Source organism: Micromonospora sp. LH3U1, from assembly GCF_028475105.1.
Taxonomy (GTDB): domain Bacteria; phylum Actinomycetota; class Actinomycetes; order Mycobacteriales; family Micromonosporaceae; genus Micromonospora.
Window position 1 is genome coordinate 4,015,113 of record NZ_CP116936.1, and the last position, 16,146, is coordinate 4,031,258.

At 73.2% G+C, this 16,146-nt stretch carries 16 protein-coding genes; 4 read left to right on the top strand and 12 right to left on the bottom strand.

What is annotated here, in order from left to right; all coding sequences use genetic code 11:
- Window positions 1-31 precede the first annotated feature (31 nt).
- The 7 genes from PCA76_RS18435 to PCA76_RS18465 form a co-directional block, all read right to left on the bottom strand.
- A complete protein-coding gene (locus PCA76_RS18435; protein ID WP_272611675.1) occupies window positions 32-595 on the bottom strand; it encodes a hypothetical protein in 564 nt (187 codons plus the stop codon).
- 21 nt (window positions 596-616) lie between these two features.
- Window positions 617-1,810, bottom strand: a complete 1,194-nt coding sequence (locus PCA76_RS18440; RefSeq protein WP_272611676.1) for an ABC transporter permease — start codon at window positions 1,808-1,810, stop codon at window positions 617-619.
- Window positions 1,807-2,544 (bottom strand): ABC transporter ATP-binding protein, encoded by a 738-nt coding sequence (locus PCA76_RS18445; RefSeq protein WP_272611677.1) that lies wholly within the window; start codon window positions 2,542-2,544, stop codon window positions 1,807-1,809. Before PCA76_RS18445 ends, PCA76_RS18440 begins: the two co-directional genes overlap by 4 nt.
- Window positions 2,544-3,758, bottom strand: coding sequence for an efflux RND transporter periplasmic adaptor subunit (locus PCA76_RS18450; protein WP_272611678.1), 1,215 nt, complete (start codon window positions 3,756-3,758; stop codon window positions 2,544-2,546). Before PCA76_RS18450 ends, PCA76_RS18445 begins: the two co-directional genes overlap by 1 nt.
- Before the next feature lie 46 nt (window positions 3,759-3,804).
- Window positions 3,805-5,457 carry a sensor histidine kinase gene (locus tag PCA76_RS18455; RefSeq protein WP_272611679.1) on the bottom strand — a complete coding sequence of 551 codons (1,653 nt, stop codon included), beginning with the start codon at window positions 5,455-5,457 and terminating at the stop codon, window positions 3,805-3,807.
- Window positions 5,454-6,206: a response regulator transcription factor gene (locus PCA76_RS18460; RefSeq protein WP_272619468.1), complete on the bottom strand. Its 753-nt coding sequence runs from the start codon at window positions 6,204-6,206 to the stop codon at window positions 5,454-5,456. Before PCA76_RS18460 ends, PCA76_RS18455 begins: the two co-directional genes overlap by 4 nt.
- A gap of 70 nt (window positions 6,207-6,276) precedes the next feature.
- On the bottom strand, window positions 6,277-7,581 hold the full coding sequence (locus PCA76_RS18465) for an efflux RND transporter periplasmic adaptor subunit (protein ID WP_272611680.1): 1,305 nt from the start codon (window positions 7,579-7,581) through the stop codon (window positions 6,277-6,279).
- Between the two features lie 234 nt (window positions 7,582-7,815).
- Between PCA76_RS18465 and PCA76_RS18470 the strand changes: the two genes are divergently transcribed.
- Entirely contained in the window at window positions 7,816-8,451 is a 636-nt protein-coding gene (locus tag PCA76_RS18470) for a hypothetical protein (RefSeq protein ID WP_272611681.1), read from the top strand.
- 149 nt (window positions 8,452-8,600) lie between these two features.
- A complete protein-coding gene (locus PCA76_RS18475; protein ID WP_272611682.1) occupies window positions 8,601-9,035 on the top strand; it encodes a Rieske (2Fe-2S) protein in 435 nt (144 codons plus the stop codon).
- Between the two features lie 102 nt (window positions 9,036-9,137).
- Here PCA76_RS18475 and PCA76_RS18480 read toward each other — a convergent pair whose 3' ends face one another.
- The 5 genes from PCA76_RS18480 to PCA76_RS18500 all read right to left on the bottom strand — a co-directional run bounded on the left by PCA76_RS18480 (window position 9,138) and on the right by PCA76_RS18500 (window position 14,206).
- Complete coding sequence (locus PCA76_RS18480) at window positions 9,138-10,472, bottom strand: outer membrane protein assembly factor BamB family protein (RefSeq protein WP_272611683.1); 1,335 nt, start codon at window positions 10,470-10,472, stop codon at window positions 9,138-9,140.
- Entirely contained in the window at window positions 10,412-11,818 is a 1,407-nt protein-coding gene (locus PCA76_RS18485) for an Hsp70 family protein (RefSeq protein WP_272611684.1), read from the bottom strand. The genes PCA76_RS18480 and PCA76_RS18485 overlap by 61 nt, the downstream gene beginning before the upstream one ends.
- Window positions 11,819-11,888: 70 nt before the next feature.
- On the bottom strand, window positions 11,889-12,350 hold the full coding sequence (locus PCA76_RS18490) for a GNAT family N-acetyltransferase (protein ID WP_272611685.1): 462 nt from the start codon (window positions 12,348-12,350) through the stop codon (window positions 11,889-11,891).
- A 207-nt stretch (window positions 12,351-12,557) separates the two neighbouring features.
- Window positions 12,558-13,601, bottom strand: coding sequence for an OmpA family protein (locus PCA76_RS18495; protein WP_272611686.1), 1,044 nt, complete (start codon window positions 13,599-13,601; stop codon window positions 12,558-12,560).
- Window positions 13,601-14,206 (bottom strand): helix-hairpin-helix domain-containing protein, encoded by a 606-nt coding sequence (locus PCA76_RS18500; RefSeq protein ID WP_272611687.1) that lies wholly within the window; start codon window positions 14,204-14,206, stop codon window positions 13,601-13,603. The genes PCA76_RS18495 and PCA76_RS18500 overlap by 1 nt, the downstream gene beginning before the upstream one ends.
- 239 nt (window positions 14,207-14,445) lie before the next feature.
- On the opposite strand from PCA76_RS18500, the gene PCA76_RS18505 reads away from it, so the two are divergent.
- On the top strand, window positions 14,446-15,138 hold the full coding sequence (locus tag PCA76_RS18505) for a response regulator transcription factor (protein ID WP_272611688.1): 693 nt from the start codon (window positions 14,446-14,448) through the stop codon (window positions 15,136-15,138).
- Window positions 15,131-16,144, top strand: coding sequence for a sensor histidine kinase (locus PCA76_RS18510; protein ID WP_272611689.1), 1,014 nt, complete (start codon window positions 15,131-15,133; stop codon window positions 16,142-16,144). The genes PCA76_RS18505 and PCA76_RS18510 overlap by 8 nt, the downstream gene beginning before the upstream one ends.
- The last annotated feature ends 2 nt before the right edge of the window (window positions 16,145-16,146 follow it).

A 16,146-nucleotide genomic window follows, 5' to 3' on the forward strand; every position in this document is an offset into this window, starting at 1 on the left:
CCGATGGCGACGCTCGACCGGTTCGGCGGCGTCAGCCCCCGGCGGTGACCGTGGTGGCGGTTACCGTGCCGTCGGCCGCCGGGCCCCCCTGCACGGTGACGCTCTGCCCGGCCTTGAGGCCGCTCAGCTTGCTGACCTTGGCGGTGCGGACGGCGGTGTCGTCGGTGGTACGCACGGTGATCACGGTGCCGTCGGCGGTCTCCAGGTAGAGCGTTCCGCCGTCGACCAACTTCACCTTCCCGCTGGTGGTCGTCGGCGCGGTCGCGCCACCGGTCGCACCCGTGCCGCTCGGCCCGGCACCGCTCTGGCCACGCCCGCCGGCGCCCGGGAACGCGGTGGGAACACCACCCGGGAAGCCGGCCCGGCCCGACCCGGCGGTGCTCGACGACTCACCCCAGCGTTGCTGCACGTGAACCCCGCCGAGGAAACCGGCCAGCACCAGCACGAGCGCGCCGAGCGCCAGGGTCGCCCGGTTCCACCAGCGGCGCGGCGCCGCTGCGGCGAGCGCGGCGGTCAGGTCGCGATCCGGGGCGCCCGCCGAGGCCGTCGGGTGGTCGGCTACCCGGTCGAAGATGACGGTGTCGCTGCTGTCCATGTCGGTTCCTCGCATGTCGGCCTACTCGTAGCGCAGGGCGTCGATGGGGCGCAGCCGGGCCGCCCGGGCTGCCGGAAGGCCGCCGAAGAACAGGCCGATCGCGACCGAGACCCCGAGGGCCAGCCCCACCGAGCTGGGCACGATCACCGGGTGGACGCCGACAATGGTGAACCGGGCACCGATCAGCGCCGCCGCCACGCCGAGCGCCCCTCCGAGGAGGCTCAGCAGGGTCGCCTCCACCAGGAACTGGGTCAGCACGGTACGTCGGCGGGCGCCGAGTGCCTTGCGGATGCCGATCTCGCGGGTCCGTTCGGTCACCGTGACCAGCATGATGTTGGTGATGCCGATGCCGCCGACCAGCAGGCTGATCGCGGCCACCGCGCCCAGAAGCACGGTGAACGTCTCGGCCGTCTCGGACTGGGTCTGCAACAGCTGCGCGGCGTTCTGAATCCGGTACGGGGTGCTGCCCGAGGTGGACGCGGGCAGGCGCTGGGCGAGCACCGTGGAGATCTGCCCCTGTGCCGCCGTCACCCGGTCCGGATCGGTCGCCTCCACCAGGATGGAGTTGAGCGGCCCGTATCCGGTGAGCACCTCACGTACCGCCCGCAGTGGGGCGATCGCCGTGTCGTTGGCGTCCTGGAAGCCGGTCGAGGACTTCGCTGCCAGCACCCCGACCACGGTGAAGAGCGCGCCGCCCACGGTGACCTGCCGGCCCACCGGGTCCACCCCGGCGAACAGCTCGTCGGCCACGGTGCGGCCGAGCACCACCACCCGGCGGCCCTGCGCCTCGTCGTCGGCGCTGAAGGCGGCGCCGCTGGCGACCGGCGAGTTGGCCGCGGTGAACCAGCTGGACCGGGTGCCGACGAACTGCGGCACCTCGTGCTCGGCCCCGTCGAACGTGACGGTGGTGCTGGTGGTCATCAGCGGGGAGACCGATCGTACGTCGGGCGCGAGCACCGGGTCGGCGAGCGCGTCGGCGACCTGGAGGGTCAACCCGCCACCGCTGCCGCCCCGGCTGGTGCCGGTCACCGTCAGCGTGTTGGTGCCCAGGGCCTCGATCCGACTCGTGATCGCTTGAGCGGAGCCGTTGCCGACCGCGACCAGCAGGATCACCGCGGCGACCCCGATCAGGATGCCCAGCATGGTCAGCGCCGAGCGCAGCTTGTTGGCGGCCACCCCGCGCAGTGCGAACCGGACGGTCTCGGCGAGGCTCATCGCCGCACCCCCGCCGCCGAGTGCCGCCCGCTCTGCCGGACGTCCGAGCGGACCTGGCCGTCGAACAGCCGGATCAGCCGCCCGGCCCGGGCGCCCACCTCCGGCTCGTGGGTGATCAGCACGATGGTCCGGCCGGCCGCGTTGAGCTGATCGAAGACCGCCAGGATGTCGTCGGTGGAGCGGCTGTCCAGGTTGCCGGTCGGCTCGTCGGCGAGCACCAACGCCGGCTCGGTGACCAACGCCCTGGCCACCGCGACCCGCTGCTGCTGGCCGCCGGAGAGCTGGTTGGGCTGGTGGCCGGCCCGGTCGGCCAGTCCCACGGCGTCCAGCGCGGCGAGCGCCCGCCGCCGCCGCTGGCCGGCCCGCACCCCGGCGTACGCCAGCGGCAGCTCGACATTGGCCAGCGCGCTGGTCCGCGGGATCAGGTTGAACGCCTGGAAGACGAAACCGATGAGCCGGTTGCGGACCAGGGCGAGCTGGCGGTCGGCGAGCTGGCCGACGTCCACACCGTCCAGTAGGTACTGCCCGTCGGAGGGCACGTCGAGGCAGCCGAGGATGTTCATCAGGGTCGACTTGCCGGAGCCGGAGGATCCCATGATCGCCACGTAGTCGCCGGCTGCGACGGCCAGCGAGACCCCGCGCAGGGCGTGCACCGCCGCTGGCCCCTCGCCGTACACCTTGGTCAGCGCGCGGACGTCCAGAACCGGGCGGCGCGCGGCGTCTCCGGGGGTCATCAGCGGGTTCCGTTCCCGCCCCGGGCACCGCCGCCGTTGAGGCCGCCGCCGCCCGGGAAGCCACCGCCGCCCGGCAGGCCGGCCCCACCGGGGAACCCGCCGCCGGTGCTGCCCGTGCCGCTGCTCTGCGGCAGCACCACCCGGTCCCCCTCGGTCAGCCCTTCGGTGATCTCGTACGCCTGGTCGCCGGCGAGACCCACCGTGACCCGGCGGCTCTCCTGCCCGGTCTCGGTCACCACCGAGACGGTGTGCCGGTCGCCGGTGCCGGAGACCGCGGCCGAGTTGACCAGCAGCACGTCCTGAGCGGTGCCGGTGACCACGCTGACCCGTACGGTCTGCCCTGGCTTGGCGCCGATCGGCAGCTTGGTCACGCTGACCGTGACCCCGTAGGTGGCCACGTTGTTGGTGGTGCTGGCCTGCGGGTCGACCGCGACCACCGTCCCCGGGGCCACCGCGCCCTGCAACGCGTTCCAGGTGATGGTGGCGGCCTGGCCATCCTTGAGCTTGGTCGCGTCCGCCTCGGCGAAGCCGGCGGTGACCTGGAGCTTCGTCAGGTCGGCCAGCTCGACGAACCCGCTGGTGGAGCTGGAACCGGAGCCGGTGGAGCCGGTGCCGCCCTGCTGTCCGCCGGAGGAGCCGCCGGTCGCGCCGCTGCTGGCGGACCCGCCGGAGGAACTGCCGACGGTGCCGTTGACCGCGACCACCGTGCCGGCCATCGGCGCGGTCAGGCGGGTACCGCTCACCCCAGCCTGTGCCTCGTCCACCGCCAGCTCGGCCTGGGTGACCGAGTTCTCCGTCGACGAGGTGTCCGAACCGCCCTCCTCGGCGCGGTCCAGGGCGTCCCGCGCGGCGGTCAGGTTCGCCTTCGCCACGTCGAGGTCGCGTTGGGCGGCAGCCGGATCGACGGTGGCCAGTAGTTGGCCCTTCTTCACCAGATCGCCGACCCGCACAGAGATCGCGGTGACGGTACCGGCGGTGGCGAAGCTGGCGCTGGCCGTCGACGCGCTACGCACCGAGCCGTCGGCGGCGACGGTAGCGGTCACGGTGCCCCGGGAGACACTGACGGTCCGGGTGCCGCCGGGCCGGCCGGCCTCCGCCGAGTCGCCGCGCACGGACAGCCAGGCCCAGCAGCCGCCGCCCGCCAGCAGCAGGACCAGGGCGGCGTTGACCGCGACGGGAGGCCGGCGCAGGACGTCCGGCAAGCGCACTCGCATGCCGGCCAGCCTCGCCGGCACGCCTGGGAGGATCTTCGACGCAACCTCAGAGCTGGCTTGGAATCGACGCCGCCGGGTCGTCGGGCGGCGAGGTCGACTCCGGCGGTACGGCGGGCAGCAGCACCCGGAAGGTCGTCCCCGCGCCAGACCCGGTCTCCAGCTCGATCCAGCCGCCGTGCGCGTGCACGATCGACGCGGCGATGGACAATCCCAGCCCGGAACCACCCCCGCTGCCCCGGCCCCGGCTCGGGTCGGCCCGGTACAGCCGCTCGAAGACCCGGCCGGCGTGCTCGGCGGGGACCCCGGGCCCGTCGTCGTGCACCTCCAGCACGGCGAGCCCGTCGGCGACCGACGCGGGCACCGGCCCGGAACGGACCACCGACCCGGCCGGCGGGGTGGCCAGCCGACCGATCCGGACGGTCACCCGGGCCGACGGCTCGGTGTGCTGCACCGCGTTGCCGATCAGATTCGCGGCGACCTGGCGCAGCCGGTGCTCGTCACCGAGCACGGTCGGCGTCTCGAAGGTCGGGTCGTCCTCGGCGAGTGTGCTCAGCCGTATCGGCCGGCCGGGCGTACGGGCGTGCGTGTCCCGGATGGTGTCGACGGCGATCTCCAGCAGATCCACCGGACGCAGCGTGGGCGTACGCTGCCGGTCCAGTCGGGCCAGCAGCAGCAGGTCCTCCACCAGCACGCCCATCCGGGCCGCCTCGCTCTCGATCCGGCCCATCGTCTCGTCCAGCGCGACGCCGGCCGGGGCGCCGCCGCGCCGGTACAGCTCGGCGAAGCCGCGGATCGAGGTCAGCGGCGTCCGCAGCTCGTGCGAGGCGTCCGCGACGAACTGCCGTAGCCGGCGTTCGGACGCCGCTCGGGCACTCATCTCGGTGCCTATCCGGTCCAGCATCAGATTCACCGCCGCACCCAGCCGGCCCGGCTCGGTGTGCGGGTCGGTGTCGTCCACCCGGTGGACGAGGTCGCCGCCGGTGATACCGGCGACGACCCGTTCCATCCGGGTCAACGGGCGCAGCCCGAGCCGAACCACCGAGGCGGCCAGCAGCCCGAGGCCGAGCAGTACCCCGCCGGTGACCGCGACGTCGATGAGCAGCAGCCGGTCGGCGGTCTGGGTCGCCTCGGCCAGGGAGGTGCCGACCACCACGACCGCGCCGGTCCCGCCGGCCGACACGGCGTACAGCCGCCAGTCCGCGCCGCCGTCGCCCCCGGGGACGGTGTACGGGCGACCGGTGCGGGCGCGGGCCGTCACCTCAGCCAACGGGCCCGGGTCAGGCGCCGCCTCACTGGGGGTGCTGCTGTGCTCGGCGTCGCGGGTGCCATCGGCCCGGTAGTACAGGAACAACTGGTCCGGCCCGAGCCGGGCGAGACGGCCGGGCGGTGCGCCGGGAAGCCCGCCGCCCGGCCAGGTGCCCGTCGGGGCCGACGAGGACATCGACGGACTGGGCGCCATCGGGGCGGGCGCGGCCGGCGGGTAGGTGGTGGCGAGGGCCGGGCGTGGCCCGCCGGTGAACGGGCGAACCTGCCCGGCGAGCTGCTCGTCGACCCGATCCAGGAGATAGCTGCGCAGCAGCATCAGGCCAGCGGCGTTGGCCCCGATCAGAGCCAGCGTGGCGAGCGCCCCGACGGCCAGGACCAGTCGGGACCGCAGCGTCCAGTGCGACCACGGACGCACCCGAGGCAGCAGGTTCACTCGTCGCCGCGCGGCAGCCGCAGGGTGTAACCCACCCCGCGTACCGTGTGGATCAGCGGCGGACCGGAGCGGTCCACCTTGCGCCGCAGGTAGTAGACGTACGACTCGACGATCCGCCCGTCGCCGCCGAAGTCGTAGTTCCAGACCCGGTCCAGAATCTGCGCCTTGCTGACCACACGACCGGCGTTGAGAAGCAAATAGCGCAGCAGCCGGAACTCGGTGGGCGACAGATCGACCGGCCGGCCGGCGCGACGTACCTCGTGGGCGTCCTCGTCCAACTCCAGGTCGGTGTAGCGCAGCAGCCGGCTGTCCGGAGCCGGGGGCAGCTCCGACCGGGTACGGCGCAGGATCGCCCGGATCCGCAGCACCACCTCCTCCAGGCTGAACGGCTTGGCCACGTAGTCGTCCGCACCGGCCACCAGGCCGGCAACCCGGTCCTCGACGGTGTCCCGGGCGGTGAGGAACAGCACCGGCACCGGCCGACCGGCGGCCCGCAGACGCCGAGCCACCTCGAAGCCGTCCAGGTCGGGCAACATCACGTCCAGGATGACCAGGTCCGGAGCGAACTCCTCCACGGCCGTCAGCGCGGCCCGCCCGGATCCCGCCACCCGCACGTCGTACGCGACCAGCCGCAGCGTGGCGGCCAGCAGAGTGGAGATGTTCGGCTCGTCGTCGACCACCAGCAGGCGGGCGTGGGCGGGTTCGCCCTCGGCGGTCGGGGTGGGGCCTGCCGTGGGCGGCCGGAGGATGTCGATGTGCACCCGAACTGCGTACCGGACCAGCCTCCACGCTGACTGTGCCGCACCTGTGCGCCGGCTGTCACCAGGAGCGCAGCACCAGCTCACCGGCGGCGAGTCCGGAGGTTATCTCGGCGTACTGGTTGCCGCGCAGCCCGAGGGTGACGGTGCGGGCCGGGCCGCCGTCAGCCGGCAGCACGGTGCCGGTGCGGTCGGGGCCCTCGTGCACGGCGGTGGACGGCACCCGCAGCACGTCCGGCACGGCACCGGTCCGGACCGTCACCGCGGCGCTCTGCCCGACCAGCAGGTTCTCCGGGGCGGCGGTGAAGGACAGCACCACGCCGTAGCGGACCATCGTGCCGTCGACGGCGCCGACCGGGTCGACCTGCACCACGGTCGCCGGGAACGTCTGCTCCGGCCGGTTGGCCAGGGACAGCGTCGCGCTCTGCCCGACGGCAAGGGCTCCCGCGTCGGCCTCGGGGAATCTGGCCGACACCTGCATGGCGTACGTGTCGGCAAGGGTGATGAAGGCGGCCCCGCGAGTGACCGGGCTGCCCACCGGCCCGGCGACGGAGAGCACGGTTCCGGCCATCGGCGCGGTGATGGTCGCGCCAGCGACTGCTTCCCGCGCTTCGCTGAGGGTCGCCTCGGCCTGGTTGACCCGGCGTTGGGCGGTCAGGATCTGGTCCGTACCCCCGGTGGCGGTTCCGGCGTCCGCGCCGCAGCCCGGGCCGCCGCTCTGCCCGGGGGCGACCGGCGGCCGGGGAGCGCTCGGTGCGCCGGTCACCGTCGACGTGGGACGGCCGGGTGTGCGGGTCGGCGTGGCGGAGCTTGCGGTGGGTCGGGGCGTCGGGCTGGCGCTGGCGGTGGGCGTGCCGGTCGTCGGCGTCGCGGTGGGCGTGCCGGAGGGCTGCGGCGAACGCCACGCCACCGGCCGGACCCTCGAATCGGTGCCGGCCGGGCAACTCGGCACCGGATCGTCGACGGACTCTCGGGCCTTGGTCAGAGCGGTGCGGGCCTCAGCCAGGTTGTCCTCGGCATCCTGGACGGCGTCCGCCGCCTCGGCGGCGTCGGCGTCAGCGACCGCGGCGAGCCGCTGGCCCACCGTGACCACACTGCCCGGCCGGACGTCGACCGTCTGCACGGTGCCCGCGACCGTGAATCCGAGACTGCGGGTGGTGGCCGGCTGAACGGTGCCCGAGGTCGCCACCTCGACCGCGACCGGCCCCCGGTCGACGGCCACGCTCAGCGGCCGGGCTGGCGCGTCCCCGGCGTCCGCGGACCAGACGCGCACCCCGGCCACGCCGAGCAGCAACACGCCGACGGCACCGGCCGCCCACCACCGGGCTCGCCGGGTACGCCAGCGTCGCTTCAGGCCGATCCCCATGGTCGAGCAGTCTGCGCACCCCGCCTCGCGGTGGGCTCGACCCCACCTCAGAGTTGGCTCGGAACGAGGCGCCCGAGAGTTGGCTCGGAACGGGGCGCCCGGTGCCGCTCGCCCGCCAGGCCGATGGGCCGGCGCACCCGGGCCGCTCCGAGGAAACTCCGAGCCGGGTCCGAGCCGCCGACGAGGTACGACCGGTTCGCTGAGCAGGTCCCGGAGAAGGCCTGAGGAGTCCCTGTGCTGTTGACCGCACGATGCCGCCGGTTCGCGGCCGTAATGACCACCGCCGCCTCGGCCATGCTGCTGCTGGCGGCCTGCGGTGGCGGATCGGGCGAGAGCGACGCGTCGAGCACCCCGGGTGGGGCGGGGAACGCGTTCGTCGCGTACCAGGACTGTTTGCGGGACAACGGCGTGGCGCTGCCGACGATGGACCCGTCCCGCGGCCCCGGTGGCGCGCGCGGCACCGCCCGCCCGTCCGGCTTCCCGACCGCCCGCCCGTCCGGCTTTCCGACCGCCCGCCCGTCGGGCTTTCCGACCGCCCGCCCGTCGGGCAGCGCCGACCCGTCGCGCGGCGCGGGGCGGGGCTTCCCGGGCGGCGGTCGGCCGGAGGGGGTCGACGAGCAGACCTGGCAGAAGGCGCAGGAGGCTTGCGCGTCGGTACGGCCCAGCGGCCGGCCGAACGGCTTCGGTGGCCCTGACGCGTCCGGCGCGCCGGACGGCCGGCCGGCCGGGGCGGGCGACGGGCGGGCCACCGCGTACCGCACCTGCCTGAGCAACCGCGGCCTCGATCCGGACCGGCTCGACAGCGGCGACGCCAAGACCCGCGAGGCGGTGACCGCCTGCGCGGTGCTCAGTCCGTCCCCGACACCCTGACCGCCGCTCCCACCTCGATCAACTCAGGACCGCGCCGTACGTCCAGCCAACATCCAGCCTGGTCGCATCGCGCGTCCAGCCAGGTGGGGCAGGCTGAGCCGGCGAGCCACCGGACCTGTCCGGTGCGCCGACGGAAGAGGTGAACCAGGATGTACGACGGGCAGGAGTTCCTCCGCGACAACCGCTGGTGCCTGAGCCGGCGCGGGTTGTTGACCGGGGTGGGCGCCCTCGGCGCCGCCGGACTGCTCAGCGCCTGCGGTGCCGGTGACAGTCCGACCGACAATCAGGCGGCCGCTACGCCCGGCACCGTGCTGGCCCGCACCGGAGACGTCCCGGTCGGCGGCGGCACGGTCACCGCCGGTGTGCTGGTCGTCCAGCCGGAGGCCGGCACCTTCAAGGCGTACGACGCGACCTGCCCGCACCAGGGCGTCCGGGTAGGCGCACCCCGCGACGGGGTCATCACCTGCCCCGCGCACAACTCCACCTTCTCCCCCACCGATGGCGCCCGCCTGAACGGCCCCGCCCCGAAAGGCCTGACAGAAATCCCCATCCGCGTAGAAGGCGAAAGCATCACCCGCGCCTGACCCCGCGACGCCCCGACATTCCCCCGCGATCTTGCAGTTTCGGTCGTCGTTTTGTCCGGTTGACCGCATTCGCACGGGCAGAACGTGCAAGATCGCGGGGGGTCAGTTGTCGGCGAAGCGGTACAGCACGAAGTCCTTCTCCGCCCCGCAGGCGATCACCTGGGTGTTCCATGAGCAGGACGTGCTGCGGACGTCCTCCAGCTCGCCCAACTCGTCGACCTCACCGGACTCGGCCCACACGCCGGCCAGCACACGGTTGTCCGAGACCGTGCTGGGGGCCTTGGCGAAGACCAGCAGGTTGCCCTCGTCCAGCCGGACCGCCACCCCGCCGCGGTCCCGCAGCACCGGCTTGCCGGCGGCGTCGAAGAGGGTGACGGTCGACTTCGGGTACTCCCGTTGGGCGAGCACCTGCTCACCCAACGGGACCAGGCTGGTCACGCCCGGCGCCGGCCAGCGCTTCGTGCCTTCGCCCTCGGTCGCCGCCACCACCTCGGTACGCTCGACGTCATTGTTCGGCACCTGCAACAGGCACGCCCGCCGCTCACCGCAGGCCACCAGGTCTTTCGGGCGAGGCTCGTCGCTCCCGGAACGGTAGAGCACCACCGGTTCCGCGTCGGATTCCAGGTCGTACGCCAGCAACTGGTACCCGCCCTCGTTGGTGGCCACGTACAGACGATCCTCGTGTGCGACCACCAGGTCGTCGAGGTCGGCGACGTTGCCCCACCGGCGCAGCACGCTGCCGGAGGCCATGTCGATCAGCCGCACCGACCGGTCCGCGCCGACCTGGACGAGTCGCCGCCCCTTGCTCCTCCACGGGTCGCGGGGCGTGCCGTCGAGGAAACCCGGGCCACCCGACGCCTCGTCGCTGCCCACCGGCCGGACCTTGGTGCGGCTGCCGTCGTACTGGTCGCGGGGGTTGGGCTCGGTCCACTTGACGCCGCCGTTGGTCAGGCGCAGGCCGACCAGTTGGGCCGCGCCCCGGTCCACCAGCACCGCCGTGTCATCGGCGAAGTAGACGTCGTCGTCACCGCGCACCGGGCGCTGCCAGCGCTGCGTGCCCGAACGACCGTCGAGGACAGCCAGCGGACGGAGGGTGCTGTCGCCCGGGGCGTCGGCGCGAACCACGACCGCCCCCGGAACGGCGACGAGGCCCTCCCAGTCGTCGGCCCGCACGTCGGTCGGCTTGCGCCACAGCTCGTCGCCGGTCCTGGCGTCGACGGCCACCACCTCCAGCCGGTCGTCCGGCAGCGGGTACCCGAGGTAGGCCCGGTCGCCGAGCACCGCCGTCCACATGTCGGCGGGTCGCTCGGCGCCGGCCGGTGGCCGAGACAGCTCGCGCACCGAGTCGAACTCCAGATCCGGGTAGCGGTCACGGGTCACGTAGAGGGTGGTCGCGGTGGCCACCCCGACCAGGGCCAGCACCGCGCCGAGCACCACCCAGCGCGCCCGCCGCCAGCGCGGTCCACCCGGCGCCGACGGCAGGGTGGCACCGGCCCAGCCCGGCCCGGGAGGCGGCCCGCCGGCGGCGTCGACCCCGGCCAGGGCTGCGCCGGTACGACCGCTCCGGCCGGCGCGGGCGGGCTGACGGGAACCGGTGCGGGTGGGGCGATCTGCGGTCCCGCGTACGCCGGTGCGGGCACCGGTCGGCGCAGCGGCAGATCGGTCAGGGCGCCCTCCGCCACCGGCAACTCCGGCTGGTCCAGCACCGTCGGGGCGACACCCAACTCGGCGTGCAGCATCCGGGCCACCAGCGGCATCCGCGACGAGCCGCCGACGAGGAACAGCCCGGCGAGCTGATCGGGGCTGAGCCCGGCGGCGGCGATCACCTCACGGGCCCGCTCCACCGCGCGGCGCAACAGCGGCGTGGCCACCCGCTCGACGTCCGCCCGGGTCAGCTGGACCGTTTCGGCCACTCCCGGCACCGCTACCGGCGCCACAGTGGACCGGGACAACGTCTCCTTCGCACCTCGTACCTCGTCCCAGAGCCGCACCTGGTCGCGGCGCTGCGCCGGGTCGGCCGGTCGGGTCAGCCGGGCCCACTGCGCGGCGTGCCGCTCACCGACCAACTCGCCGACCCGCCGCACCAGCGCGGCGTCGAGGTCCAGGCCGCCCAGGTCGGGGAGGCCGCCGTCGGCGACCACGCTGAAGCCGGAGTCACCCCAGGGGTCCGCACCCTCGTTACGCAGCACCGCGACGTCGAGCGTCCCGCCACCGAAGTCGAACACCGCGATCGCGTCGCCAACCGGCACCGGACGATGCAGCACCTGCGTGTAGTAACGGGCGGCGGCCACCGGCTCCCGCAGCAGCCGGGTGCCCGGTGGCGTCGGCCCGACGAGGGTGTGCTCGGCGGCCTGCGGCCAGCCCGCCCGCAGCAACGCGTCGGCGAGCACCTGCCGCCGCGTCGGGTCCCAGGCGGCCGGGCAGGTGAGCACGGCCGGGGGCAGGAACCCAACGGTGTCCACCGCGGCCCGCGCGACCGCCGCCAGCACCGCGGCGAGCAGGTCAGCCGGTGGGTACGAATGGTCACCGAGCAGCACGGTCGGCTCGTCCACCCGACGCTTCGGGTTCGCCTCGAACCGGGCCGGGTCGGCCTGCGCCAACCGTCGGGCGTCCCAGCCGACGTGCAGGGTGCCGTCCGGGTCGGCGTACACAGCGGAGGGACTGACCGGTTGCCCGTCCATCAGCAAGGGACGGGTCCGTCCGTCCGGCCAGCGCAGCACCGCGACCGTGTTGGACGTGCCGAGGTCGACGCCGAGGGCGAAACCCTCGTGCTGGCCTGCCATCTACCCGATACCTCCGCCGCGACGAGGGAACTCAGCCCCGCATCGTACGCAGGTCGCGCTGCCCCGCTGATCACTCGGTCAGTTGCCGCACTCCGACGACCTCACCCTCACTGGTCTCTCCGGTCGGGCGGAAGCCGAGCTTCAGGTAGAACTGCTCCGGGCCGTCCGCCCCCGGTTCCCACGTCGTGTACACGCGGTCGTGCCCACGTCGGCGGGCCTCCTCGCAGACGGCCTGCACCGCGAAGCGGCCGTACCCCTGGCCCTGATGCTCGGCGGCGATGTTCAGTCGCCACAGGCCCGAGCGCAGGTCGTCAGGTCGGTCCGGGTGCCACACGATGTCGAAGAAGCCCATCAGGAAGCCGACGATGTCGTCACCCTCGATGATCAGACGTGGCCACGCGATCTCGGGCTGCGCGTACGCCTCGGCGAGGGACCAGGCGACCGGGGACGAGAACTTCTCCTGGTCCGGCCGCACGTTCACCCGGCACGCGGCCTCGACGTTGTCCTGATTGATCTTCACTAGTCGCGGCACGCCAGCCACATTACGAGTCGTTCGAGGTGGTAGTCGAGAACAGCGACCACGTCAGGTCGAACTGCCAGCGCAGCAGAGCAATGAGCGGTAGGGACATCCCGGGATTCTGTCGCAGCGCAGCACCGCCGTCGACAGAATAATCATTTGCTGGCCCCACCTCTCCCGGTGTTCGGCGGTGATGTTCCGTTGGCCTATAGCCCGACATTGTCATGAGTGACCGTCGCCAGCGATAAGCTCCACCCGTCGATTCTCGGCGCGGTTGGCCGCGTTGGTGTCGGGGACCTTGAGACGCGTCTCCCCGTACCCCTTGGCGCTCAACCGGTCCGCGGCGACGCCCTGCGCGGCCAGGAAGTCCAGCACCGCCTCGGCCCGGGCGCGGCTGAGGAGGAGGTTCGACTCGGCCGGACCGGTGGCGTCGGTGTGGCCCTCGATACGCAGCTGGGTGCTCGGATTGGCCGTGAGGAGTTGCCTCACCGTGACGAGGCTCGCCTCGGAGGTGGTGGTGAGTGAGTCGCCGCCGGAGGCGAAGGTGAGCTGCGGCAGGTCACGCAGTTGCTGCTGAACGTCCGGAACCCCGAGCTGGTCGACGACCGGGGCGCCGGTTGCCCGGGCCGCCGTCAGCACCGTGTTCTTGTGCGCCTCGGAGGAGACCGTGCCGCGCACCGTCAACGTGCCGCCGTCGAGCTTCACCGTCGTACCGGCGGCGTCCTGGCCGAATGCGCGCAGCACATCTGCCACGCCGGGAAGCGCGGTGTCGGTCACGCCGGCGTCGATCGTCAGGTTGTCCTCGACGCTCTCGGCGCCGAGGCTGGCCGCCGCGCCGACCAGCACGGATCGGGCAGTCTCGCTCGGCACGGTGCCACTGACCGATGCCGTGCGGTGGCCCATGACCACCAGCGCGGACGGCGGTACGGGCCCCCTCTTCTGCGGCGCGGGAGGCACCTCAGCTTCGGCGACCCGTACGCCTTCCAGCGGCCGGACGATGTCGAGGGCCTGTTCGGCTTCGGCGGACGAGCCCGCCGTCAGCCGTCCATCGCGTCCGGTGAAGGTGACCCGCACGTCGGAGAGACCGGCCTCGTGCAGCGCCTGCGTCGAGCGCTGGGTCAGATCGGCCTCCATCCGGTGCCGGTTGGGCAGTTGCTGCGCCGCCATCAGGACGCCCAGACCGAGAACGGAGACGATCAGCCCGAGCAGGATGCGACGCTTGTTGGGCTTCTGGTTCCTCTTGTGTGACAGCAGGTTCCTGGTCATCAGGCCCGCCCGGTGTCGCGGCCGGCCACCAGCAGCTCGGTGAGCTCGGCGAAGCCCTCTTCGTCGCCGTCGGCGAGCAACTGCGCCTGGCGACCCCAGGTGACCAGGCTGGGGGCGAAGGTCAGACCCGCTCCTTCGATGGCCGCGCGCCGGGTGGTGTCGTCGGCCTCGGCGAGCTGACGGAAGGTGTGGATGCCGGCGGCGCGGAGCGCGTTCGCCATCTTCGGGCCGATGCCTTCGATGCGTTCCAGCTCGTCGCGCGGGGGTTCGACGGGCTCGGGCCTCGCGACGACGGGCTCGGTGACCCGTCGGCTGCCGCGCGCACCCGTCGACCGGTACGACCGGCGCGGTTCGGCGTGCGGGGTTGGCGTCATCGCGGCGCGCGTTTCCGCCGCAGTGGCGGGCTGGGGCGCGGACGTCTCACCGGACGAGGGTGGTGCGGTCCTCCGGTTTCCCCAGAGGAGCCAACCGACGAGCAGTCCCAAAAGAAAAGCCGCCAGGACAACGAAAAGCGACTGGTTGATGAACCAGGCCACGGACAGCCTCCAGAATGGGCATACGAAAAATGGGAAGCAAAAGCGCCGACGCGCGATTTGCATGATCATCCTAAGTGGACGCTAGCGCCTTTGCCAACCCCTTTGACACCAGGACTCGACTCGCATTGCGTAACATCCGGGCACCCTACGGCGGTGAATTTCGCAGTCACGTTGACTCTTTCGGTAAATCCACGCAATTGGATCCCGTCGACAGTTCTTCAGCTGGTCGGCAGGACGTAAGAAGATCGCAAGATCTGCGGGATCGTCGAGCGCGATGGCGCTGGCTAGGCTGGCCGGGGAGGTGGCCGGTGGCGCAGCGGGTGCTCGTGGTCGACGACGATCGGACCGTCAGCGACGTGGTCTGCCGCTACCTGGAGCACGCCGGGTACGACGTGAGCCACGTCGGGGACGGGCTCGCCGCCCTGGACGCCGTACAGGACCGGGCGCCGCACCTGGTGGTCCTGGACCTGATGTTGCCGGGGCTGGACGGCCTGCAGGTGTGCCGGCGGTTGCGGGAGCGGCCGGACGGCGTACCCATCATCATGTTGACCGCGCGTGGCGACGAGGCGGATCGGGTGCTCGGCCTGCAACTGGGCGCCGACGACTACCTGGGCAAGCCGTTCTCCCCGCGTGAGCTGGTGTTGCGTGTCGGTTCGGTGCTGCGCCGGGCCGGGGAGCCGGCCGCGCCGGCGGCCGAGTTGCTGGCCGACGCGGGGCTGGAGGTGGCCACCGGGCCACGGGTCGCCCGGCTGCACGGCGTCGAGCTGGCCCTGACGCTGCGCGAGTTCGACCTGTTGGCGCACCTGATGCGACACCCGAGGCGGGCGTTTCGCCGCACCGAGCTGCTGGAACGGGTGTGGGGATGGAACTTCGGTGACCAGTCCACCGTGACGGTCCACGTGCGGCGGCTGCGGGAGAAGATCGAGGACGACCCGGCCGAGCCCCGTCGGATCGTCACGGTGTGGGGCGTGGGTTACCGGTACGAGCCCGCCGGTGCGTGACCTCGCGCTGATCTTCGGGGCGGCGCTCGCGGCGGCACTCGGCGTGGGCCTGCTCGGGGCGTTGACCCTGCGACTGCTGCGCCACCGGTCGATCACCGTGCACGTGTGCGTCCTGCTCACGGTCACCGTGGCCGCCGTGGTGGCCGGTGTGGTGGTGGTCGCCCAGGCGATGTTCCTGTCTCCACACGATCTCCAGGTCGTGCTGCTCACGGTGGCCGCCGCGGCGGTGGTGAGCCTCGGCGTGGGTTGGTATTTCGGGCGCCGGCTGGCGACGGCCGCCGTCTGGGCGGATCAGGCCCGGGAGCGGGAACGGCGAGTCGAGAAGGGCCGCCGCGACCTGGTCGCCTGGGTGTCGCACGACCTGCGTACGCCGCTGGCGGGGCTGCGGGCGATGGCCGAGGCGCTGGAGGACCGGGTGGTCGACGATCCGGCGACGGTCGCCGAGTACCACCGGCGCATCCGCGCGCAGACCGACCGGATGACCCGGCTCGTCGACGACCTGTTCGAGCTGTCCCGGATCAACGCGGGGGCACTGCGGCTGACGCTGTCGGCGGTGCCGCTCGGCGAGGTGGTCTCCGACGCCTGGGCCGGCACCGCGCCACTGGCCGAGGCCCGACGCATCCGCCTCGTGGCCGCCGAGTCGGGCTGGCCCACCGTGCTGGCCAGCGAGCCCGAGCTGGCCCGGGTGGTGGGCAACCTGCTGCTCAACGCCGTGCACTTCACCCCGAGCGACGGCACCGTCCGGGTGGACGCCGGGCGTGACCGCGACGCCGCGTGGCTGGCGGTCGCCGACACCTGTGGCGGCATTCCCGAGGACGACCTGCCGCGACTGTTCGACGTGGCGTTCCGGGGCGAGCCGGCGCGTACGCCCCGCCCGGGTGGGGAGGGCTCCGGCGGGCTGGGCCTGGCGATCGTGCGGGGCCTGGTCGAGGCGCACGGTGGCCGGGTGGACGTGCAGAACGTGGTCGGTGGCTGCCGTTTCGTGGTTCAGCTCCCGGCTGCCTGACC

What these genes read in the sequence shown, in the direction of transcription:
- PCA76_RS18495 (WP_272611686.1), bottom strand. Translation starts at nt 13,601, where the DNA reads ATGACCAGGAACCTGCTGTCACACAAGAGGAACCAGAAGCCCAACAAG.
- PCA76_RS18435 (WP_272611675.1), bottom strand. Translation starts at nt 595, where the DNA reads ATGGACAGCAGCGACACCGTCATCTTCGACCGGGTAGCCGACCACCCG.
- PCA76_RS18445 (WP_272611677.1), bottom strand. Translation starts at nt 2,544, where the DNA reads ATGACCCCCGGAGACGCCGCGCGCCGCCCGGTTCTGGACGTCCGCGCG.
- PCA76_RS18475 (WP_272611682.1), top strand. Translation starts at nt 8,601, where the DNA reads ATGTACGACGGGCAGGAGTTCCTCCGCGACAACCGCTGGTGCCTGAGC.
- PCA76_RS18440 (WP_272611676.1), bottom strand. Translation starts at nt 1,810, where the DNA reads ATGAGCCTCGCCGAGACCGTCCGGTTCGCACTGCGCGGGGTGGCCGCC.
- PCA76_RS18465 (WP_272611680.1), bottom strand. Translation starts at nt 7,581, where the DNA reads ATGGGGATCGGCCTGAAGCGACGCTGGCGTACCCGGCGAGCCCGGTGG.
- PCA76_RS18500 (WP_272611687.1), bottom strand. Translation starts at nt 14,206, where the DNA reads ATGATCATGCAAATCGCGCGTCGGCGCTTTTGCTTCCCATTTTTCGTA.
- PCA76_RS18485 (WP_272611684.1), bottom strand. Translation starts at nt 11,818, where the DNA reads ATGGCAGGCCAGCACGAGGGTTTCGCCCTCGGCGTCGACCTCGGCACG.
- PCA76_RS18450 (WP_272611678.1), bottom strand. Translation starts at nt 3,758, where the DNA reads ATGCGAGTGCGCTTGCCGGACGTCCTGCGCCGGCCTCCCGTCGCGGTC.